The organism is Roseivivax halotolerans (assembly GCF_900115815.1).
Taxonomy (GTDB): Bacteria; Pseudomonadota; Alphaproteobacteria; order Rhodobacterales; family Rhodobacteraceae; genus Roseivivax; species Roseivivax halotolerans.
Genome location: NZ_FOXV01000007.1, coordinates 26072 through 42622 on the forward strand (window position 1 = coordinate 26072; position 16551 = coordinate 42622).

General features: G+C 66.6%; 6 protein-coding genes. All 6 read left to right on the forward strand.

Features of this window, described 5'->3' with window-relative positions; translation table 11 throughout:
- Nucleotides 1-78: 78 nt before the first annotated feature.
- A complete protein-coding gene (locus BM171_RS10870; RefSeq protein ID WP_093011898.1) occupies nt 79-2169 on the forward strand; it encodes a calcium-binding protein in 2091 nt (696 codons plus the stop codon).
- Nucleotides 2170-2254: 85 nt separating this feature from the next.
- Nucleotides 2255-3091 (forward strand): glycosyltransferase family 2 protein, encoded by an 837-nt coding sequence (locus BM171_RS10875; protein WP_093011901.1) that lies wholly within the window; start codon nt 2255-2257, stop codon nt 3089-3091.
- The gene (locus BM171_RS10880) at nt 3088-4455 is read left to right on the forward strand and encodes an oligosaccharide flippase family protein (RefSeq protein ID WP_093011904.1); all 1368 of its coding nucleotides are present in this window, start codon (nt 3088-3090) and stop codon (nt 4453-4455) included. Before BM171_RS10875 ends, BM171_RS10880 begins: the two co-directional genes overlap by 4 nt.
- A 108-nt stretch (nt 4456-4563) precedes the next feature.
- Entirely contained in the window at nt 4564-11019 is a 6456-nt protein-coding gene (locus tag BM171_RS10885) for a type I polyketide synthase (RefSeq protein WP_093011907.1), read from the forward strand.
- A complete protein-coding gene (locus tag BM171_RS10890; protein WP_093011910.1) occupies nt 11016-12023 on the forward strand; it encodes a glycosyltransferase family 2 protein in 1008 nt (335 codons plus the stop codon). The genes BM171_RS10885 and BM171_RS10890 overlap by 4 nt, the downstream gene beginning before the upstream one ends.
- Nucleotides 12020-16549 (forward strand): MupA/Atu3671 family FMN-dependent luciferase-like monooxygenase, encoded by a 4530-nt coding sequence (locus BM171_RS10895; protein ID WP_093011913.1) that lies wholly within the window; start codon nt 12020-12022, stop codon nt 16547-16549. Before BM171_RS10890 ends, BM171_RS10895 begins: the two co-directional genes overlap by 4 nt.
- Nucleotides 16550-16551 lie beyond the last annotated feature (2 nt).

The following is a 16551-nucleotide window of genomic DNA, read 5'->3' on the forward strand; positions in this document are numbered from 1 at the left end:
GATGCCTCGGCCCGATTGCGGCAGGGCGGGCGATCAGCCTAGAGTGCGGCTTGGTTTACTGCCAGTCTGGAGTTCCCTTTGTCCGTCTCGTCCCGTCTGATCGCCGCCCTTTGCCTGGCATTGCTGGCCGCGCCGTCCCTTGCCGCGCGCGACACTGTATTCGGACAGGAGTCGGGGCCGAACCTCGCGACCCTGTGGCTCGCACAGGCGCAGACCGAGACCCCCGGCGAGGTTGCCGCAGAGGCTGCGGCCCGGGCACCGGCGCTGGCGATGGGGCTCAACGGGATACACGATTGGTCGCCTCAGCAGCCCTTCCTCGACATCTTCAAGACCTCGCGTCCCTGGATCGGACATCTGCCCGGCCAATGGGGCGGGATCGAGACGGATGTCCTGCGGGCCGGTGGTCACATCGATGCGCGTGGCTGGCCGCTCTCCATCCCGGACGAGGCCGAGCGGATCGAGGCGCTTGTTCTCACTGACAGGCCCGAAGAGGCGCAGGAACTGCGCGGCGCCTACGTTCTGACTTACGAAGGGGAGGGCGAGATTTCCGTGACGGGTCTCGCACGCCGCGTCGATGCCGCGCCGGGGCGCATCCGCTTCTTCTACGAGCCGGGTCCGGGTGCGGTCGGCGTCTCGATTGCCGCCCTAAATGAGGACAACCCCATCCGTGAGATCCGGCTCTTTCGGGAAGAACACGAGCCGCTTCTCGAGGCCGGCGCGCTCTTCAACCCGGCCTGGCTTGCGCGGATCGCGGATATGCGCGTTCTGCGCTTCATGGACTGGATGGAGACGAACAATTCGCCCGTCACCGATTGGGACAGCCGCCCGCGCGTCGAGGATGCCACCTATGCCGCCTGGGGCGTGCCGCTGCCGGTGCTCCTGCGGCTGGCGAACGAGGTCGGCGCCGATCCCTGGTTCACGCTGCCGCACATGGCGGACGACGCTTACGTCCGCGCCTTTGCGGAGTCGGTTCGGGACGGGCTCGATCCGCGCCTGAAGGCCTATGCGGAATACTCGAACGAAATGTGGAACGATATTTTCGAGCAGGCGCGCTGGGCCGATCGGCAGGCCGAGGAGCTTTGGGGGCCAGGCGACGACCTGCGGATGCAGTTTTATGGAAAACGCGCCGCCGAGGTCATGGATATCTGGGCTGACGTCTTCGACGATGCCGCCGAGGCGCGGCTTGTCCGGGTCTTCGCGACCCATACCGGCTGGGCAGGCCGCGAGGCACGGGCCCTGGCCGCGCCGCTGGCGTTCCTGACGCTCGGCAAGATGCCGCAGGACAGTTTCGACGCTTATGCCGTGACAGGCTACTTCCTGTTCGACTTCGAGGCGCAGGGCGATGCGCTCCTCGCGGATCTCGACGACGCCGAGGCGGCGGCGCAAGAAGCGGGGGAAGCTCAGGGTCTTGCCCGCGTCGCCTTGCGCGAGCATGTGCGCGAGACGCGTTTCAACGAGGCTTTCGCGCCGTTCGCGGAGCGTCTGGAGCCCAATGTCGCGCGCCTCACCGACGAGGTATTCCCTTACCATGCCCAGGCTGCGGAACAGGCAGGGCTCGACCTCATCATGTATGAAGGCGGCGCGCATCTCGTGCCGGCAGGCCATCCCGAAGCCGAACGTCTGGCGGAATTCCTCAGCGCCTTCGGCTACTCGGATGCGATGGCGGGTCTCTATGATCAGCTTCTCTCCGGCTGGTCTGCGGCAGGCGGAACCCTCTTTAACGCCTTCGTCGACATGGGCCGGCCTTCGCAATGGGGCATCTGGGGCCATTTGCGCCATCCTTGGGACGACAATCCGCGCTGGCAAAGCCTCTTGTCCTACAATGACGCGGCTCCTGTACCGGATGCGCGCGGGGCCGCCGTCTTCGCGAACGGCGCTGTCGCGGCGGGAACCAACGGTGACGACGAAATTCGCGGATCTGGCGAGGAGGATCTCATCCTTGCCGGTCCGGGCGACGACCTGGTGATCTCGGGCGGCGGTGCCGACCTTCTGCACGGTGGGGCGGGCGAGGACGAGGCGCGTCTGCCGGGCGTTCAGAGCGACTGGACGATCAGCCGCGACGCAGCCGGGCGCACGCTGGTGCAGTCAGGCTGGCTGATCGTGCGCCTGACCGATTTCGAGCTTTTGAGCTTCGAGGGCACGACCGGCGAAACCATTTCCTTGCCGTGACGCGCAACCTTCTTTTGGCCATTTTTTCGTGCTTCTGGACGAGTAGCGCGGGACAAGACCCAATCGCCCGCGACCGAGCAGGACCATGAGTGCGACCGACCTGAGCATCATCATACCGGCCAGCAACGAGGCCGCACGTCTCGGCGCTTGCCTCACCGCACTGGCCCGTTCGGACTGGACGCGAGAGGCCCGGCCCGAGGTGATCGTGGTCGAGAACGGCTCCGTCGATGCCACGGCGGAGGTGGCGCGAACCTCCGGGGCGTCGCTGTCGGAAAGAGGCTGGTCGTTCGCGGTGATCGAAAGCGCACCGGCCGGAAAGCCGACAGCTCTCAACGCGGGCGATAGGGTCGCGGGGAGCGCCCGGCGCGTGTATCTCGATGCCGATGTCACGGTGTCGCCCGCGCTCCTGTCCGAGATCGCCGAGGCGCTCGATACCCCGGAGCCACGGTTCGTTACTGGCACTCTCAGGATCGCCGCGCCTGATGATGCGATCAGCCGGGCCTATGCGCGCTACTGGGCACGTGTGCCGTTCATGTCTGACGCTGTTCCGGGATGTGGTCTGTTCGCGGTCAACTCCGCGGGCCGCGCCCGCTGGGGCACCTTCCCCGACATCATCTCGGACGATACCTTCGTGCGGCTTTCCTTCGCGCCGCATGAACGGATCGCCGTCCCCGCGGCTTACGATTGGCCGGTTGTCCGCGGCTTTGGCGCGCTTGCGCGGGTCCGGGCCCGTCAGGATCGCGGGGTCGCCGAGGTGGCACGGCTCTACCCCGCACGCATGGACAACGACGATCATCGCCCGTTTCCCTTGACGCGTAAGCTGCGCCTCGCCTTGCGCGATCCTTTCGCCTTCGCCGTCTATTCCGCCGTGGCCGCCTCGGCACGGCTCAGGCCCGGACAGGGCTGGAGCCGCGGGCTATGACGACATTCGGCCTCTCCCGTCTGCGCGGCGCATCGCTTGGCGCGCGGGCGATCCGCTCTTCGATCTGGACGACGGCGGCCTTCGTGGCCGGTCAGGCCATCCGGCTTGGCGGCAATCTCGTCCTGACCCGGTTGCTCTTTCCCGAGGCCTTCGGCCTTATGGCGCTTGTGGCTGTCATCATGCAGGGCCTGACGAATTTCTCCGATACCGGCGTGCTGCAATCCATCATGCAGCATCGGCGGGCCGAAGATCGGCGGTTTCTCGACACGGCCTTTACCATTCAGGCGATCCGGGGCGTACTTCTCTGGCTCGCCTCCTGTCTTCTGGCCTGGCCCCTGTCGCTTCTCTTCGGCGCCCCACAACTGACCGCGATCCTGCCGGTCGCGGGGCTCTCACTGATTCTCCTGGGCCTCAATCCGATGCGGATCGCTTTGGCGCATCGCAACCTCTTGCTCGGGCGGGTCGCGGGACTTGAGCTCGCGGCGCAGACCGGAGGGCTGGTGATCGGCATCGTCCTTGCGTGGCTCACGGGTTCGGTCTGGGCGCTGGTCATCAGCGGGGTTCTCGGAACCGCGCTTCAGGTCGGTCTGAACTGGGCGCTTCTGCCCGGCGAAGGCGAGCGGCTGAGCTGGGACGCCGAAGCTGCGCGCGAGCTGACCTCCTTCGGAAAATGGATTTTCCTCGCCACGATATGCGGCTTCATCGCAGCGCAGGGCGACCGGATCCTGATCGGTCGTTTCCTCGCGCTGGGCGCGTTCGGCGTCTACAATATCGGCTACTTCCTTGCGTCATTTCCCAACATGCTGGGGCGGTTGGTGGCATCCAAGGTGCTGATCCCGATTTACCGCGAAGCGCCTCCGTCCGAGAGCCGCGCCAACTTTCTCAAACTGCGCCGGATGCGCATGATCGTCAGCGCGGCGCTTGTGGGCATGGTCGCGATCATGGGCCTCATCGTTGTCTGGCTCGTCGAGCTTCTATATGACGTGCGCTACGAGCAGGCCGGGCCGGTCACCGTGTTGCTCGCGATTATGTGGATTCCGCAAATCGTGACGCTGACCTACGATCAGGCGGCGCTCGCCCGGGGAGACAGCCGGAACTTCTTCGTGCTGACGCTCGTGCGCGCCGTCGCGATTCTCGTCTGCGTCAGTCTCGGGCTCGCTTTCGCGGGGCTGCCCGGTGCCATCGTCGGGCAGGGCGTTGCCGGACTTCTGACATACCCGGCCGAGGTCTGGCTGTCCCGGAAATCGGGCGCGTGGGATCCGGTGCATGATGTCGTCTTCGGCGGGGTCGGGCTTGCCGTTGCCGGAGGGGTGATATGGTTTCACGCCGGTGACATCGCCGCGCTTGCGAGCGCCACGATGTGACGCAGCCGGAAAGGCAATTTGACACGGGACATGTGATAAACTCCGTTTGCCTCAATTTGCCCCAATTCCGGGGCTACAGGATGAAGCCAGGAAAGAGCAGGACGATTCATGACAGACCCGGCCGATCTCCACGGAACCGGCGAAGCCGACATTGCGATTGTCGGCATGGCCGCGCATTTGCCCGGTGCGAACTCTGTCGAGCGGTACTGGTCGAACCTGCGCGCCGGCCTCTCGTCGATCCGCCGTCTCAGCGAGGATGAACTTCTCGAAGCGGGCGAAGCGCCCGGCATGATCCGCCGGAAGGACTACGTGCCATTCGCAGCCCCGCTCGACGGCTACACGATGTTCGATGCGGAGTTCTTCGGCTTCTCGCCGAAGGAGGCCGCGATTCTCGATCCTCAGCACCGCCGCTTCCTCGAGGTCGCATGGGAGGCGATGGAAAGTGCCGGCCACGTTCCGCAGAATTTCCCCGGCGCGGTCGGCGTCTATGGCGGCTGCGGGATGGGGTCGTATTTCTATTTCAACATCTGTTCGAACCCGGATCTCGTCGATCAGACCGGCATGTTCCTTCTGCGCCATACCGGCAATGACAAGGATTTCCTGTCCACCCGCGCCAGCCATGTCTTCGACCTGAAGGGTCCGTCGATGTCGTTGCAGACGGCCTGCTCGACCTCGCTCGTGGCCACCCACTACGCGGCGCAGGCTCTTTTGGCGGGCGAGTGCGACATGGCGCTCGCGGGGGGCGTGACGATCGAGCTGCCGCAGGGTCGCGGCTATGTCTTCAAGGAAAACGAAATCCTGTCACCCGACGGTGAATGCCACGCCTTTGACCATCGTGCCGCGGGCACGGTCTTCGGATCGGGCGCGGGCGTCGTGGTGCTGCGCCGCCTCGAGGATGCGCTGGCCGACGGCGATCACATCTGGGCGGTCATCAAGGGCACGGCCGTCAACAATGACGGGGCGGACAAGGCCGGCTATCTCGCGCCTTCCGTGGGAGGGCAGGCCGCAGCGATCTCCGAGGCGCAGGCCATCGCGGATATCGACGCGCGCAGCATCGGCTACGTCGAATGCCACGGCACGGGCACCTATCTTGGCGATCCGATCGAGGTGTCGGCCCTTACGCAAGCGTTCCGCGAGACGACGGATGAAACCGGCTTCTGCCGGATCGGTTCGGTCAAGACCAATATCGGCCATCTCGATACCGCAGCGGGCGTCGCGAGCCTGATCAAGGCCTCCCTTGTGCTGCACCATGCCGAGATCCCGCCCAGCCTTGGCTACGAGGCGCCGAACCCGGCCATCGATTTCGATCACTCGCCGTTCCGCGTCAACGACCGCCTGACCCCGTGGCCCGAAACCGGGCATCCGCGCCGCGCCGGGGTCAATTCGCTGGGCGTCGGCGGCACGAATGCCCATGTCGTGCTGGAAGCTGCACCGGAACGTCCGCCCTCGGACGAGGCGGAGTTCCCGTTCCAAATCCTGACTTTCTCGGCGCGGAAGAAAGCATCGCTCGACGGCAATGCCGCACGTTTGATGGAGTGGTTGCGGACCCATCCCGAGGTGCCGCTCGCCGATGTGGCCTACACGCTCAAGGAAGGCCGCGCGGCTTTCGCAGAGCGGCGCATCGTCGTCGCCGAGAGCCACGAAGAGGCAGCCCGACTTCTCGAAAGCGGTGACCGTCGGCGCGTTCATAGCCACAAGGCACTGAGCGATCCCGACGTCGCTTTCCTTCTGCCGGGTGGTGGCGCGCAATATCCGCAGATGGCAAAGGGTCTCTATGAAACAGAGCCGGTCTTTGCCGAATGGATGGACCGGGGTCTCGATCATCTCGCTGCACTTACCGGCAGCGATCCGCGCGCCGCGTGGCTTGCCGCGCCGGGCGCTGAGGCGGAGAAGACCCTTCTTGTCCCGTCGGTGCAGCTGCCTCTTATCCTCGTGACCGAGATCGCCCTCGCGCGGCTCTGGGAAAGCTGGGGCGTCGTACCCTCGGCGCTGATCGGCCATTCGATGGGTGAGAACGCGGCGGCTTGCCTCGCGGGCGTCATGACTTTCGAAGAGGCCATCGGCCTCGTTCACAAGCGCGGCTCGCTCTTCGATACGGTGCCCCGCGGGGGAATGCTTTCGGTCGCGCTCTCCGAGGCGGCGCTTGTCCCGCATCTCGGAGGAGATCTCGATATCGCCTCGATCAATGGCGCGCAGCTCACGGTGGCAACCGGCCCCGATGCCGCGCTTGACGCGCTTGAGAAACGACTGACGACCCAAGGTATCGAATGCCGGCGTATCGGGATCGACATCGCAGCGCACAGCCGGATGCTAGACCCGATCCTGCCGGAGTTTCGCGCGCATCTTGAGACGCTCGACCTCCGCCCGCCCGAGATTCCGATCCTGTCGAACCGCACCGGAACCTGGCTCACCGACGAAGAGGCGACGGACCCTGAATATTGGGTCGGTCATCTGCGAAATACGGTGCGCTTCGCCGATGGCGTCGCGCGCGTGGCAGAGACCGAGAACCGTGTCCTTTTGGAAGTCGGGCCGGGTCATGCGCTCTCCGCGCTCGCCCGCCAGCAACCCCAGATCGGCGGCAACCGCGTCGTTGCCAGCTTGCGTCATCCCGACGACGCCATCGCCGATGACCGCTATTTCCACGAAGTGCTCGGCCGCCTCTGGGCGCTCGGTGTCGAGGTCGATTGGGATCAGGTCTGGGGCGAGGCACGGCGGCACCGCGTGCCATTGCCGACCTACGCCTTCCAGCATGCCTCCTACTTCATCGAACCGGGGCAGGCGGCTTCGGCCGATATCGCGGATCGCTATCCCGCACGCCGGGACGATATGGCCGAGTGGGGCGCGGCCCCTGTCTGGCAGCCGCGCGCGGCGGAAGTGCCGGTCGATCCGCACTACGATCTGCACCTACTCGACCCCGAAACCTGGCTCGTCTTCGTGGACGATGCAGGTCTCGCGGCGGCGTCGCTGGCGCCGCTTCGCGCTGCGGGCCATACGGTCGTGGAGGTTCGCCCCGGTGACACCTTCGCAAGACGGGGCGAGCATGAGTACATCCTCGCGCCGGAACGCGGGCGGGAGGGGTATGATCTTCTCCTGGCCGACCTCTCCGCGCGTGGCCTTGTCCCGACGCGCATCGCGCATTTCTGGCTGGTGACCAACGACGAGGCGCACCGTCCCGGTTCCAGCTTCTTCCACCGGCTGCAGGAGCAGGGCTTCTATTCGCTGTTGTTCCTCTCGCAGGCGCTCGTCGATGAAGGCATGTCGGGCCTGCATCTGCAGATTTTCACGAACGGGGCGGTGCAAGTGCGCGATGAGCCCGTGCCATGCCCGGTCAAGGCGACCATCGCGGGCCCTGTCCGAGTGATCCCGCGCGAAGTGCCGGGGCTGACCTTCGGCACGCTTGACGTGACACTTCCCGCCGCTGGCGGAAGTCGCGCCATGTTCGGGCGCCGAAAGGTGGATCAGAACAGCATCGCGACGCTTGCAAATTTTGTCACCGAGGAGCTTCTGATCCCGCCGGGCGCCCGCGAAGCCGCCCTGCGCGGCGGTCGCCGGTTCGAGCGCGCCCTCGCGGACAGGCTCTTGCCTCATACGCCGGACGTGAGCCTGCAAGGCACCATCCTGATCACGGGCGGCTTTGGCGGGATCGCGCGAACGCTTGGCCTGGCTGCCGCGAAGAACGGCGCGAAGCTGGTGCTGGTCTCGCGCACCGCATTGCCGGAACGGTCTGACTGGTCCGAATACCGCCGCCGGCACGCGCCGCACGATCCCGTGAGCCGCGCTATCGCGCATGTGGAGGCGCTCGAAGCGGTCGGGGCCGAAGTCATGGTCGCGACCGCCGATATCTGCGACCTCGCGGCGATGCAGGATCTCCTGCGATCGGCCGAAGACCGGTTCGGCCGCATCAACGGCGTGATCCATGCCGCCGGCCGCCTGTCTGACCAGCCCTTTCTGGCGCTTGGTCCCGCGGATGTGGAAGACACCTTCGCGCCCAAGCTTCACGGGGCCAACGCGGTCGATACGCTGTTTCCGGACGGCTCGGTCGATTGGATCGCGCTCTTCTCCTCGGTCTCGACGATGGCCGCGGCGGCGGGCCAGCTCGATTACGTGGCGGCGAACGAGTATCTCAACGCGATGGCGGCCGCGCGGTCGGGCGGTGCAACGCGCGTCGTGGCGCTGAACTGGGGGATATGGGCGGAAACCGGTATGGCCGCCGACGCCCTGGCCCGACGAACCGGAGAGACCGAAGAAAGCGCGCCCGAGCCTGCGAACAGACCGCTCCTCGACACGATGCGCTTCGATGCAGCTGGTCGGCGCGTCTTCGCGAAGACATTCTCGACATCGGATTGGATCATCGACGAGCACCGCACCCGCAATGGCACGGCGCTTTTGCCGGGTTCTGCCGTCGTCACGCTCGCCGCTCATGCGCTCGATGCGGTGGGCGAGGGGCACAGTTTCGAGATCCGGGATCTCGCCTTCCTGCGCCCCTTCATCGTGACATCCGGCCAGGGTCGCAAGATGACGTTGCGCCTGTCCCGGACCGAGGCAGGCTATGAGATGGACCTTCTCGAAGATGCGCGCGTGCAGGGCAAGGAGGGGATGCTTCGCTTTGCCGAAGCGGACATCGCGCTCCGTGCGCCCGGGTCTGCGCCGCGTCTCGACCCGGCGGCAATCCGGGCCCGCCTGCCGAAGCGCGAGACCGCAGCACCCGGCGAAACGCTCGTCACCGGCCAGGAGACGCATCTTGAGTTTGGTGCCCGCTGGCGGGTCCTTGAGGCGCGCGCGCTCTCGTCGGAGGAAGGACTTGCGGAGCTTGCGCTCTCGCCCTCGGCCTCAGAGGATGGATGCCTCGTTCATCCCGCGCTCTTCGACATCGCCACTGGCTGGGCGATGGATCTCATCTCGGGCTACGAGGCGCGCCACCTCTGGGTGCCGCTGTCCTATGCGAGCATCAAGGTTTATGGTCCCTTGTCGGACAAGGTTCTGAGCTGGGTCCGGCCCAGCGGCGAGGCCCGCGCCGACAGCGAGAGTGCCAGTTTCGACATCTCGCTCGCGTCGCCGGACGGCACGGTGTTGGTCGACATCCGGGGCTTCGCGATCCGCCGGCTCGACGATCCCGCGCAGCTTGCACGCGCGCCCCGCGCGACCGCGGCGGAGCTGATTTCCGAGGAAGGCGAGGCAGCCGCGCCGCTGTCTCCGGGCGAAGAGCTGTTGCAGCACAATCTCTCCCAGGGGATCCGGCCGGAAGAGGGCGCGGAGGCGTTCTTGCGCGCGATGGCGGCAGGCGTCCCCGTTCTGGCGGTGAGCCCGATCCCGGTCCATGCGCTGAAGGCGCAAGCCGATACCGCCGCGCGGGCGGAGACGAGCAACCAAAGCTTCGAGCGCCCGGATATGGATGGCGAGTTCGCAGCGCCCGAGACCGAGGTTGAAAAGCGACTTGCCGGGTTCTGGGCCGAGCTTCTGGGCGTGCGGAATGTCGGGATCGACGACAGCTTCTTCGATCTTGGGGGGCATTCGCTGATCGCGGTGCGGCTGTTCTCGATGGTCAAGAAGGCCTACCGCGTCGATTTTCCGATCTCGATCCTCTTCGAGGCACCGACAATCCGGCAATGCGCGGCGTTGATCGCGGAACGTGCGGGCATCTCGGACGGCCCGGTGGCGGACGTGCCGGACCGCCCCACGCAAACGCGGCCGGAGCGGCGCTTTTCGCATATCGTCCAGATGCACGAAGGCGGGGCAGGGTCAAAGACGCCGTTCTTCCTCGTGGCCGGCATGTTCGGCAACGTGCTGAACCTGCGCCACCTGGCCTTGCTGCTTGGACGGGACCGGCCGTTCTACGGCCTCCAGGCCAAGGGTCTCTACGGTGATGAGGCCCCGCATGGCACCATCGAGGACGCCGCGCGTGACTACATCGCGGAGATGAAGCAGGTGCAGCCGGACGGCCCGTATCTGGTTGGCGGCTTCTCGGGCGGCGGCATCACCGCCTACGAGATCGCCCGGCAATTGACCGCTCTCGGTGACGAGGTCGCGCTGGTGGCGATGCTCGACACGCCGCTGCCGCAGAAGCGCCCGCTCGCGGCGATCGACCGCGCGGTGATCCAGCTGCACGAAGCGCGGCGCAAGGGGCCCCTCTATCCGGTGATCTGGGCGCGCAACCGTGTGCGGTGGGAGATCGAGAAACGCCGCGACAAGGGCGCGACCGAAAGCGCGGAGACGTTCCACAACGTCGAGATCGAAGCGGCGTTCATCGAGGCGATCGGCCGCTACCAAGTCGCACCATATGACGGGCGCGTCGCGCTCTTCCGTCCGCCGCTCATGGCCAAATGGCGCGTCGCCGGTGGCCGCCTCGTGAACCATGAACGCGCCTATCTCACCCATGACAATGAATGGGGCGGCTGGGCATCTGAGCTCGAGGTCGTCGAGGTGCCGGGCGATCACGATTCGATGGTGTTGGAGCCCAATGTCCGGGTGCTGGCCGCGGCACTGAAAAGGATCATCGAGGATGCGGAACGCGGAAGCAGGACCAGTCATGTGACACCTTTCAAGCGCACCGAGGCCGCGGAATGAGCCGGCCGATCGAGACGGTTCTCGCTGTCGTCCTGAACTGGCGCAGCGCCAAGATGACGGAGCGCGCCATGCGTGCCCTGGCCGAGGCGCTGGACGGTCTCGATGCGGAGATCGTCGTGGTCGACAACGACAGCCGGGACGGCTCCGAAGATGCGCTGCGCCGAGCGGTTGAAACCGGGCAGTGGCCGGTTCCCGTGCGCGTCGTGCAGTCGGGCCATAATGGTGGCTACGGCTTCGGGAACAATGTCGGTATCCGCGCGGGTCGCAGTGACGGCAAGCGCCCGGATGCGGTGTATATCCTCAATTCCGATGCGTTTCCCGACAAAGACGCGGTCCGCGCGCTCATCCACTATCTCGACGCACATCCCGAGGTTGGCCTTGCGGGATCTCAGCTTTACAACGATGAAGATCCGCATCATTCGAGCGCGTTCCGGTTCCCGACCCTCGCGGGCGAGTTCGAGCAGACCGCGCGCACGGGTCCGATCTCGAAGCTCCTACGGGAAAAGCGGATCGTGATCGCCGATCTCACGCGGACGCGGCAGGTCGACTGGCTGGCCGGCGCCTCGGCCATGATCCGGCAGGACGTTCTCGATCAGATCGGCCTCTTCGACGAGGATTTCTTTCTCTATTACGAGGAAACCGAGCTTTTTCTGAGGGCGCGACGGGCCGGCTGGACGACGATGTACGTCACCGAGAGCCGTGTGCGGCACCTCGGGTCGGTCTCGACCGGCATGAAGGACTGGCACGAGTTCCCGGATTACTGGTTCGAAAGCCGCTGGATGTATTTCGAGAAGGCACATGGGCGCGGTTATGCCGCCGCCGCGACGCTGGCGCGTGGCGCGGGCCTTCTGGTCTGGAAACTGCGCCGCCTTCTGGGTGCGCCGCGTCTCGATGCGCCGGGCATGTTTCGGCGCCTCATGGGGCACGGTCTGCGCCGGTTCTTCGGCACCAGCGCGCGCGCCACCCATCCCCTTACCGCAGAACCTCGAAGGAGCGAGCCATGAGCTTCACGGCGATCCTGATCGGCAACGACCGTCTCACCCGCGAGGCCGGGGTCAAGTTGCGCGCTGCGGGTCACACGCTCACCGCCTGCGTGACGCGCGATGGGGATGTCGCGGACTGGGCGTCGAAGGAAGGCGTGCGGGTTGTCGCACCCGGTCCAGGTCTTGCCGAGCGGCTCGAGGGTTGCGCGGCGGACTGGCTACTGAGCGTCGCCAACCTTGATCTTCTGCCTCCCGAGATCCTGCGGCTCGGACGCAAGGGCGGCGTCAATTTCCACGATGGCCCGCTGCCCGCCTATGCCGGCGTCAACGCGCCTGTCTGGGCTATCCTGAACGGCGAGACGCGGCATGGCATCACGTGGCACATGCTCGACGAAGGCGTCGATCGCGGTGACATCCTCGTCGCGCGCTCGGTCGAGATCGCGCCCGAGGATACCGCGCTGACGCTCAACACCAAGTGCTTCGCCGCCGCGCTGGACAGTTTCGACACGGTGATCTCCGAACTCGAGGCGGGTGCCCAGAACCGCGCGCCGCAAACCTCGGACAAACGGAGCTATTTCGGGCTGAAGGATCGCCCCGCGCATCACGGAACGCTCGATTTCTCGCAAACCTCGGCGCAAATTCTGCGGCTCGTCCGGGCGCTCGACCACGGCGGCTATCCCAACCCCGTCGCTCTGCCGAAGCTCTGGACGAATGGTGCGCTCTTCGCCATCGGGCAAGCGCAGACTGCCGAAGGGCGCGGCCAGCCAGGCGAGGTTCTCTCGGTCGCTGACGAAACGATCACCATTGCCACAAGCGACGGCGCAGTGCGGCTCTCGGGCCTGCAGCGCCTCGACGGATCAGGCGAGCTGCCCAACGCTGGCACGGTTCTGCCTGAGCCGCCTGAGGACGATTTGTCCGACCTCGCGCGCGGAGAGTTTCACTGGCGGCGTGCGTTGAGCGGCTACATTCCGGCGCGGCTGCCGGGCTTCGGAGCGCCGACCGGGGAGACGGCGCAGATGACGGTGTCGGACATCCCGCCTCATGCGCTGGCGGCGCTCGCGGCGCGCCTTGCTCCCGAAGGACGGGCGGACATCGCTCTCGTGACCCTCGAGAGCGTGCAGCGCGCCGCTTCGGGCCTCGCGCTGCCTTGGATGCCGATTGCCGCGCATGTCGAAGGACCGGCGGATGCGTTCCGGGAGCAGATGACGGCCAAATTCAACGCGGCGCGCAACGCCGGTCCGCTTGCACGCGATCTGGGGCACCGCCTGGCGCCAGCCATGTCGCTCGCGACGCCCGCGTTTGCGATAAGCGAAGGCGCCGGGCCTCTGCCGGGTGCGCTTTTGACGTTGGAGACCGGCGCGACGCAACGCTTGCATTATGACGCCGGGGCGATGACCGCGTCTATGGCGGAGCTCCTCGCGGCGCGTCTGAACCAGCTTGCCGAATGGTCCGGCGACATGGCCGATGCGCCGCTCCTGAGCGAAGCGGAGCGCGCGCTCACGCTGGAGACTTGGAACGCGACGGAGACGCCGCTTGCCGACCGGACGATGCTCGACCGCTTCGAGGCAGCGGCGCAGGAGCACCCCGAACGCGTGGCCGTTGTCTTCGAAGATCAGTCGCTGAGCTATGCCGACCTCGACGGGCTCGCCAACCGGATCGCGCACCTGTTGCAGGGTGCAGGCGCCGCAGCGGGCGCAATTGTCGGGCTGCATCTGGAACGCGGACCGCGCCTCGTGGCTGCGGCTCTCGGCGTTCTGAAGGCCGGCGCGGCATATTTGCCAATCGACCCCGCCTATCCCGCGGAGCGGCAGGCGCATTACCTCTCCGACAGTGGCGCGGCGATCGTTCTGACCGAAAGCGCGATCGCGCGGTCACTCCCTCGCCATGCCGCGAAGGAAATCCGTCTCGATATCGAGCCCAAGCTGTTCTCGGTCCCCGCCACGCGGCCCGATCCCGGCCCGGACGCCGAGGCGCTCGCTTATCTCATCTACACATCCGGCTCTACCGGCACGCCAAAAGGCGTGATGGTCGAACACGCGCAGGTCGCCAATTTCTTCACCGGCATGGATGCCGTCGTGCCGGACGCGGGCAACACATGGCTCGCGGTGACGAGCCTCAACTTCGATATCTCGGTGCTGGAGCTCTTCTATGCGCTCTCGCGCGGCTACAAGGTGGTCATGGCCTCCGAGAACGTGGCGAGCGGCGTATCCTCCGGCGCGCGGCGCGCCTCGGGCATGGCGATGTCGCTCTACTACTGGGGCAACGACGACGGGACAGGACGCGATAAATACCGCACGCTCCTCGAAGGCGCGAAATTCGCGGACGCGCACGGGTTTACCGCCGTCTGGACGCCAGAGCGGCACTTTCACGCGTTCGGCGGTCCCTATCCGAACCCCTCGGTGACAGGCGCGGCGGTGGCCGGCGTCACCAGCCGGATCGGCGTGCGTGCCGGCTCCTGCGTCGCACCGCTGCACCATCCTGCCCGCGTGGCCGAGGAATGGGCGGTGATCGACAACCTCACCGAAGGCCGCGCGGGCCTGGCCATCGCGAGCGGCTGGCAGCCCGATGATTTCGTGCTCCGCCCCGAGAACGCGCCGCCGGACAACAAGCGCGCGATGATAGAGTCGATCGACCAGATCCGCCGGCTCTGGCGCGGTGAAGCGGTGGCCTTCCCGCGGGCCGATGGCTCCCTGCACGAGGTCGTGACGCAGCCGCGTCCGATGTCGAAGGAGCTGCCGCTCTGGATCACGACGGCGGGCAATCCCGAGACCTGGAAAGAGGCTGGGCGTCTCGGCGCGAACGTGTTGACGCACCTTCTGGGGCAAAGCATCGACGAGGTCGCCGAGAAGATCGCGCTCTACCGACAAGCGCGGGCAGAGGCAGGGTTCGATCCGAAAACAGGTGAAGTGGCCCTGATGCTGCATACCTACCTTGCCGAGACGCGAGACGCGGCCCGCGAGATCGCGCGTGAGCCGATGAAGGATTACCTGCGTTCGGCGGCGGGTCTCATCAAGCAATATGCCTGGGCTTTCCCGGCCTTCAAGAAGCCGGCGGGCGTCACGAACCCGATGCAGCTCGACCTTGGCGCGCTCGAGCCGGATGAGCTCGAGGCGATCCTCGATCATGCCTTCGAGCGCTATTTCAATGAAAGCGGCCTTTTCGGCACGATCGAGGATGCCGAGGTGCGTGTCGCCGAAGTGCAGGCCATCGGCGTGAGCGAGATCGCCTGCCTCATCGATTACGGCATCGCGCCGGACACGATCCTAGAAGGGCTGCATCCTCTGGCCGAAGTCGTCTCGCGCGTGACGGGGCCGGACCTTCCGGCGGAGGACGATTTCTCCGTCGCGGCGCAGATCCGGCGGCACGATGCGACGCATCTGCAATGCACGCCGTCGCTGATGCGGCTGATGCTGGCAGATGACGGCGCCCGGGCGGCGCTCGGCAGCCTCAGCCATGTCTTCCTCGGCGGTGAGGCGCTTCCCGGACCGTTGGTTGCGGCGCTGGGCAAAGCGACGGATGCGCGCGTCACGAACATGTATGGCCCGACCGAGACGACGATCTGGTCGGCTTGCGGCCCTGCATCACCTGGGGATGGTGTGGTGCCTGTAGGCGCGGCCATCGCCAATACGCGGCTTTACGTTCTCGACGACGCGATGGAGCCGCAGCCTATAGGCGCGCCCGGCGAGCTTTGGATCGGTGGCGCCGGCGTTGCGCGCGGCTACTGGAAACGCGCGGCGCTGACCGAAGAGCGCTTCCGCCCGGACCCGTTTCACGGGGGACGCATGTATCGCACCGGCGATCTCGTCGCGCGCCGGGCCGATGGATGTCTCGACTTCCTCGGCCGCGCCGATGGCCAGGTCAAGCTGCGCGGCATGCGGATCGAACTTGGCGAAGTCGAGGCCCGTCTCGAGGCATTGGAGGGCGTGCGGCAGGCCGCCGCCGTGGTCCGCGACAACCGGCTTCTGGCGTTCGTCACGGGGGATGCGGGCGATGAAACGCAGATGAAGGCGACGCTGGAAGCACGGCTGCCTGCCCATATGGTCCCGGCGCGGATCGTAACGCTCGACGAGCTGCCGCTCACCCCGAACAAGAAAGTGGATCGCGCGCGGCTACCCGAACCGACAGAGCCCAAAACGACCCGGCCCGCGCCGATACCGAAAGACGCACGCCCCGTGCGCCCCGCTCAGGCGGGAGACGCGGCAACGCTGGCAGAGCTGGGCGAGGTCTGGTCAGCAGTGCTCGGTGTCTCGCAGATCGGCGGGTCCGACAATTTCTTCGCCCTTGGTGGTCATTCGCTCCTGGCGGTCGAGCTCTTTCGCGCGGTCCGGGACCGTTTCGGCGTGACCAGCTTCGCGATCACCGATGTCTTCCGGTTCCCGACGCTGGGCGGCATGGCCGGACGCATCGGCGAGTTGCGGGGCGATGTTCCGGCACCGGCGGAGCGGGCCGCTGAGACGCCCGCAAGCCCCGCCCGGAACGCGCGGGCGGAAGCTCGCCGCGCGGCGATGGCGCGGCGACGGCAGATGCGCGCGCGGCAGGACAGCTGACC

What these genes read in the sequence shown, in the direction of transcription:
- BM171_RS10880 (WP_093011904.1), top strand. Translation starts at nt 3,088, where the DNA reads ATGACGACATTCGGCCTCTCCCGTCTGCGCGGCGCATCGCTTGGCGCG.
- BM171_RS10885 (WP_093011907.1), top strand. Translation starts at nt 4,564, where the DNA reads ATGACAGACCCGGCCGATCTCCACGGAACCGGCGAAGCCGACATTGCG.
- BM171_RS10895 (WP_093011913.1), top strand. Translation starts at nt 12,020, where the DNA reads ATGAGCTTCACGGCGATCCTGATCGGCAACGACCGTCTCACCCGCGAG.
- BM171_RS10890 (WP_093011910.1), top strand. Translation starts at nt 11,016, where the DNA reads ATGAGCCGGCCGATCGAGACGGTTCTCGCTGTCGTCCTGAACTGGCGC.
- BM171_RS10875 (WP_093011901.1), top strand. Translation starts at nt 2,255, where the DNA reads ATGAGTGCGACCGACCTGAGCATCATCATACCGGCCAGCAACGAGGCC.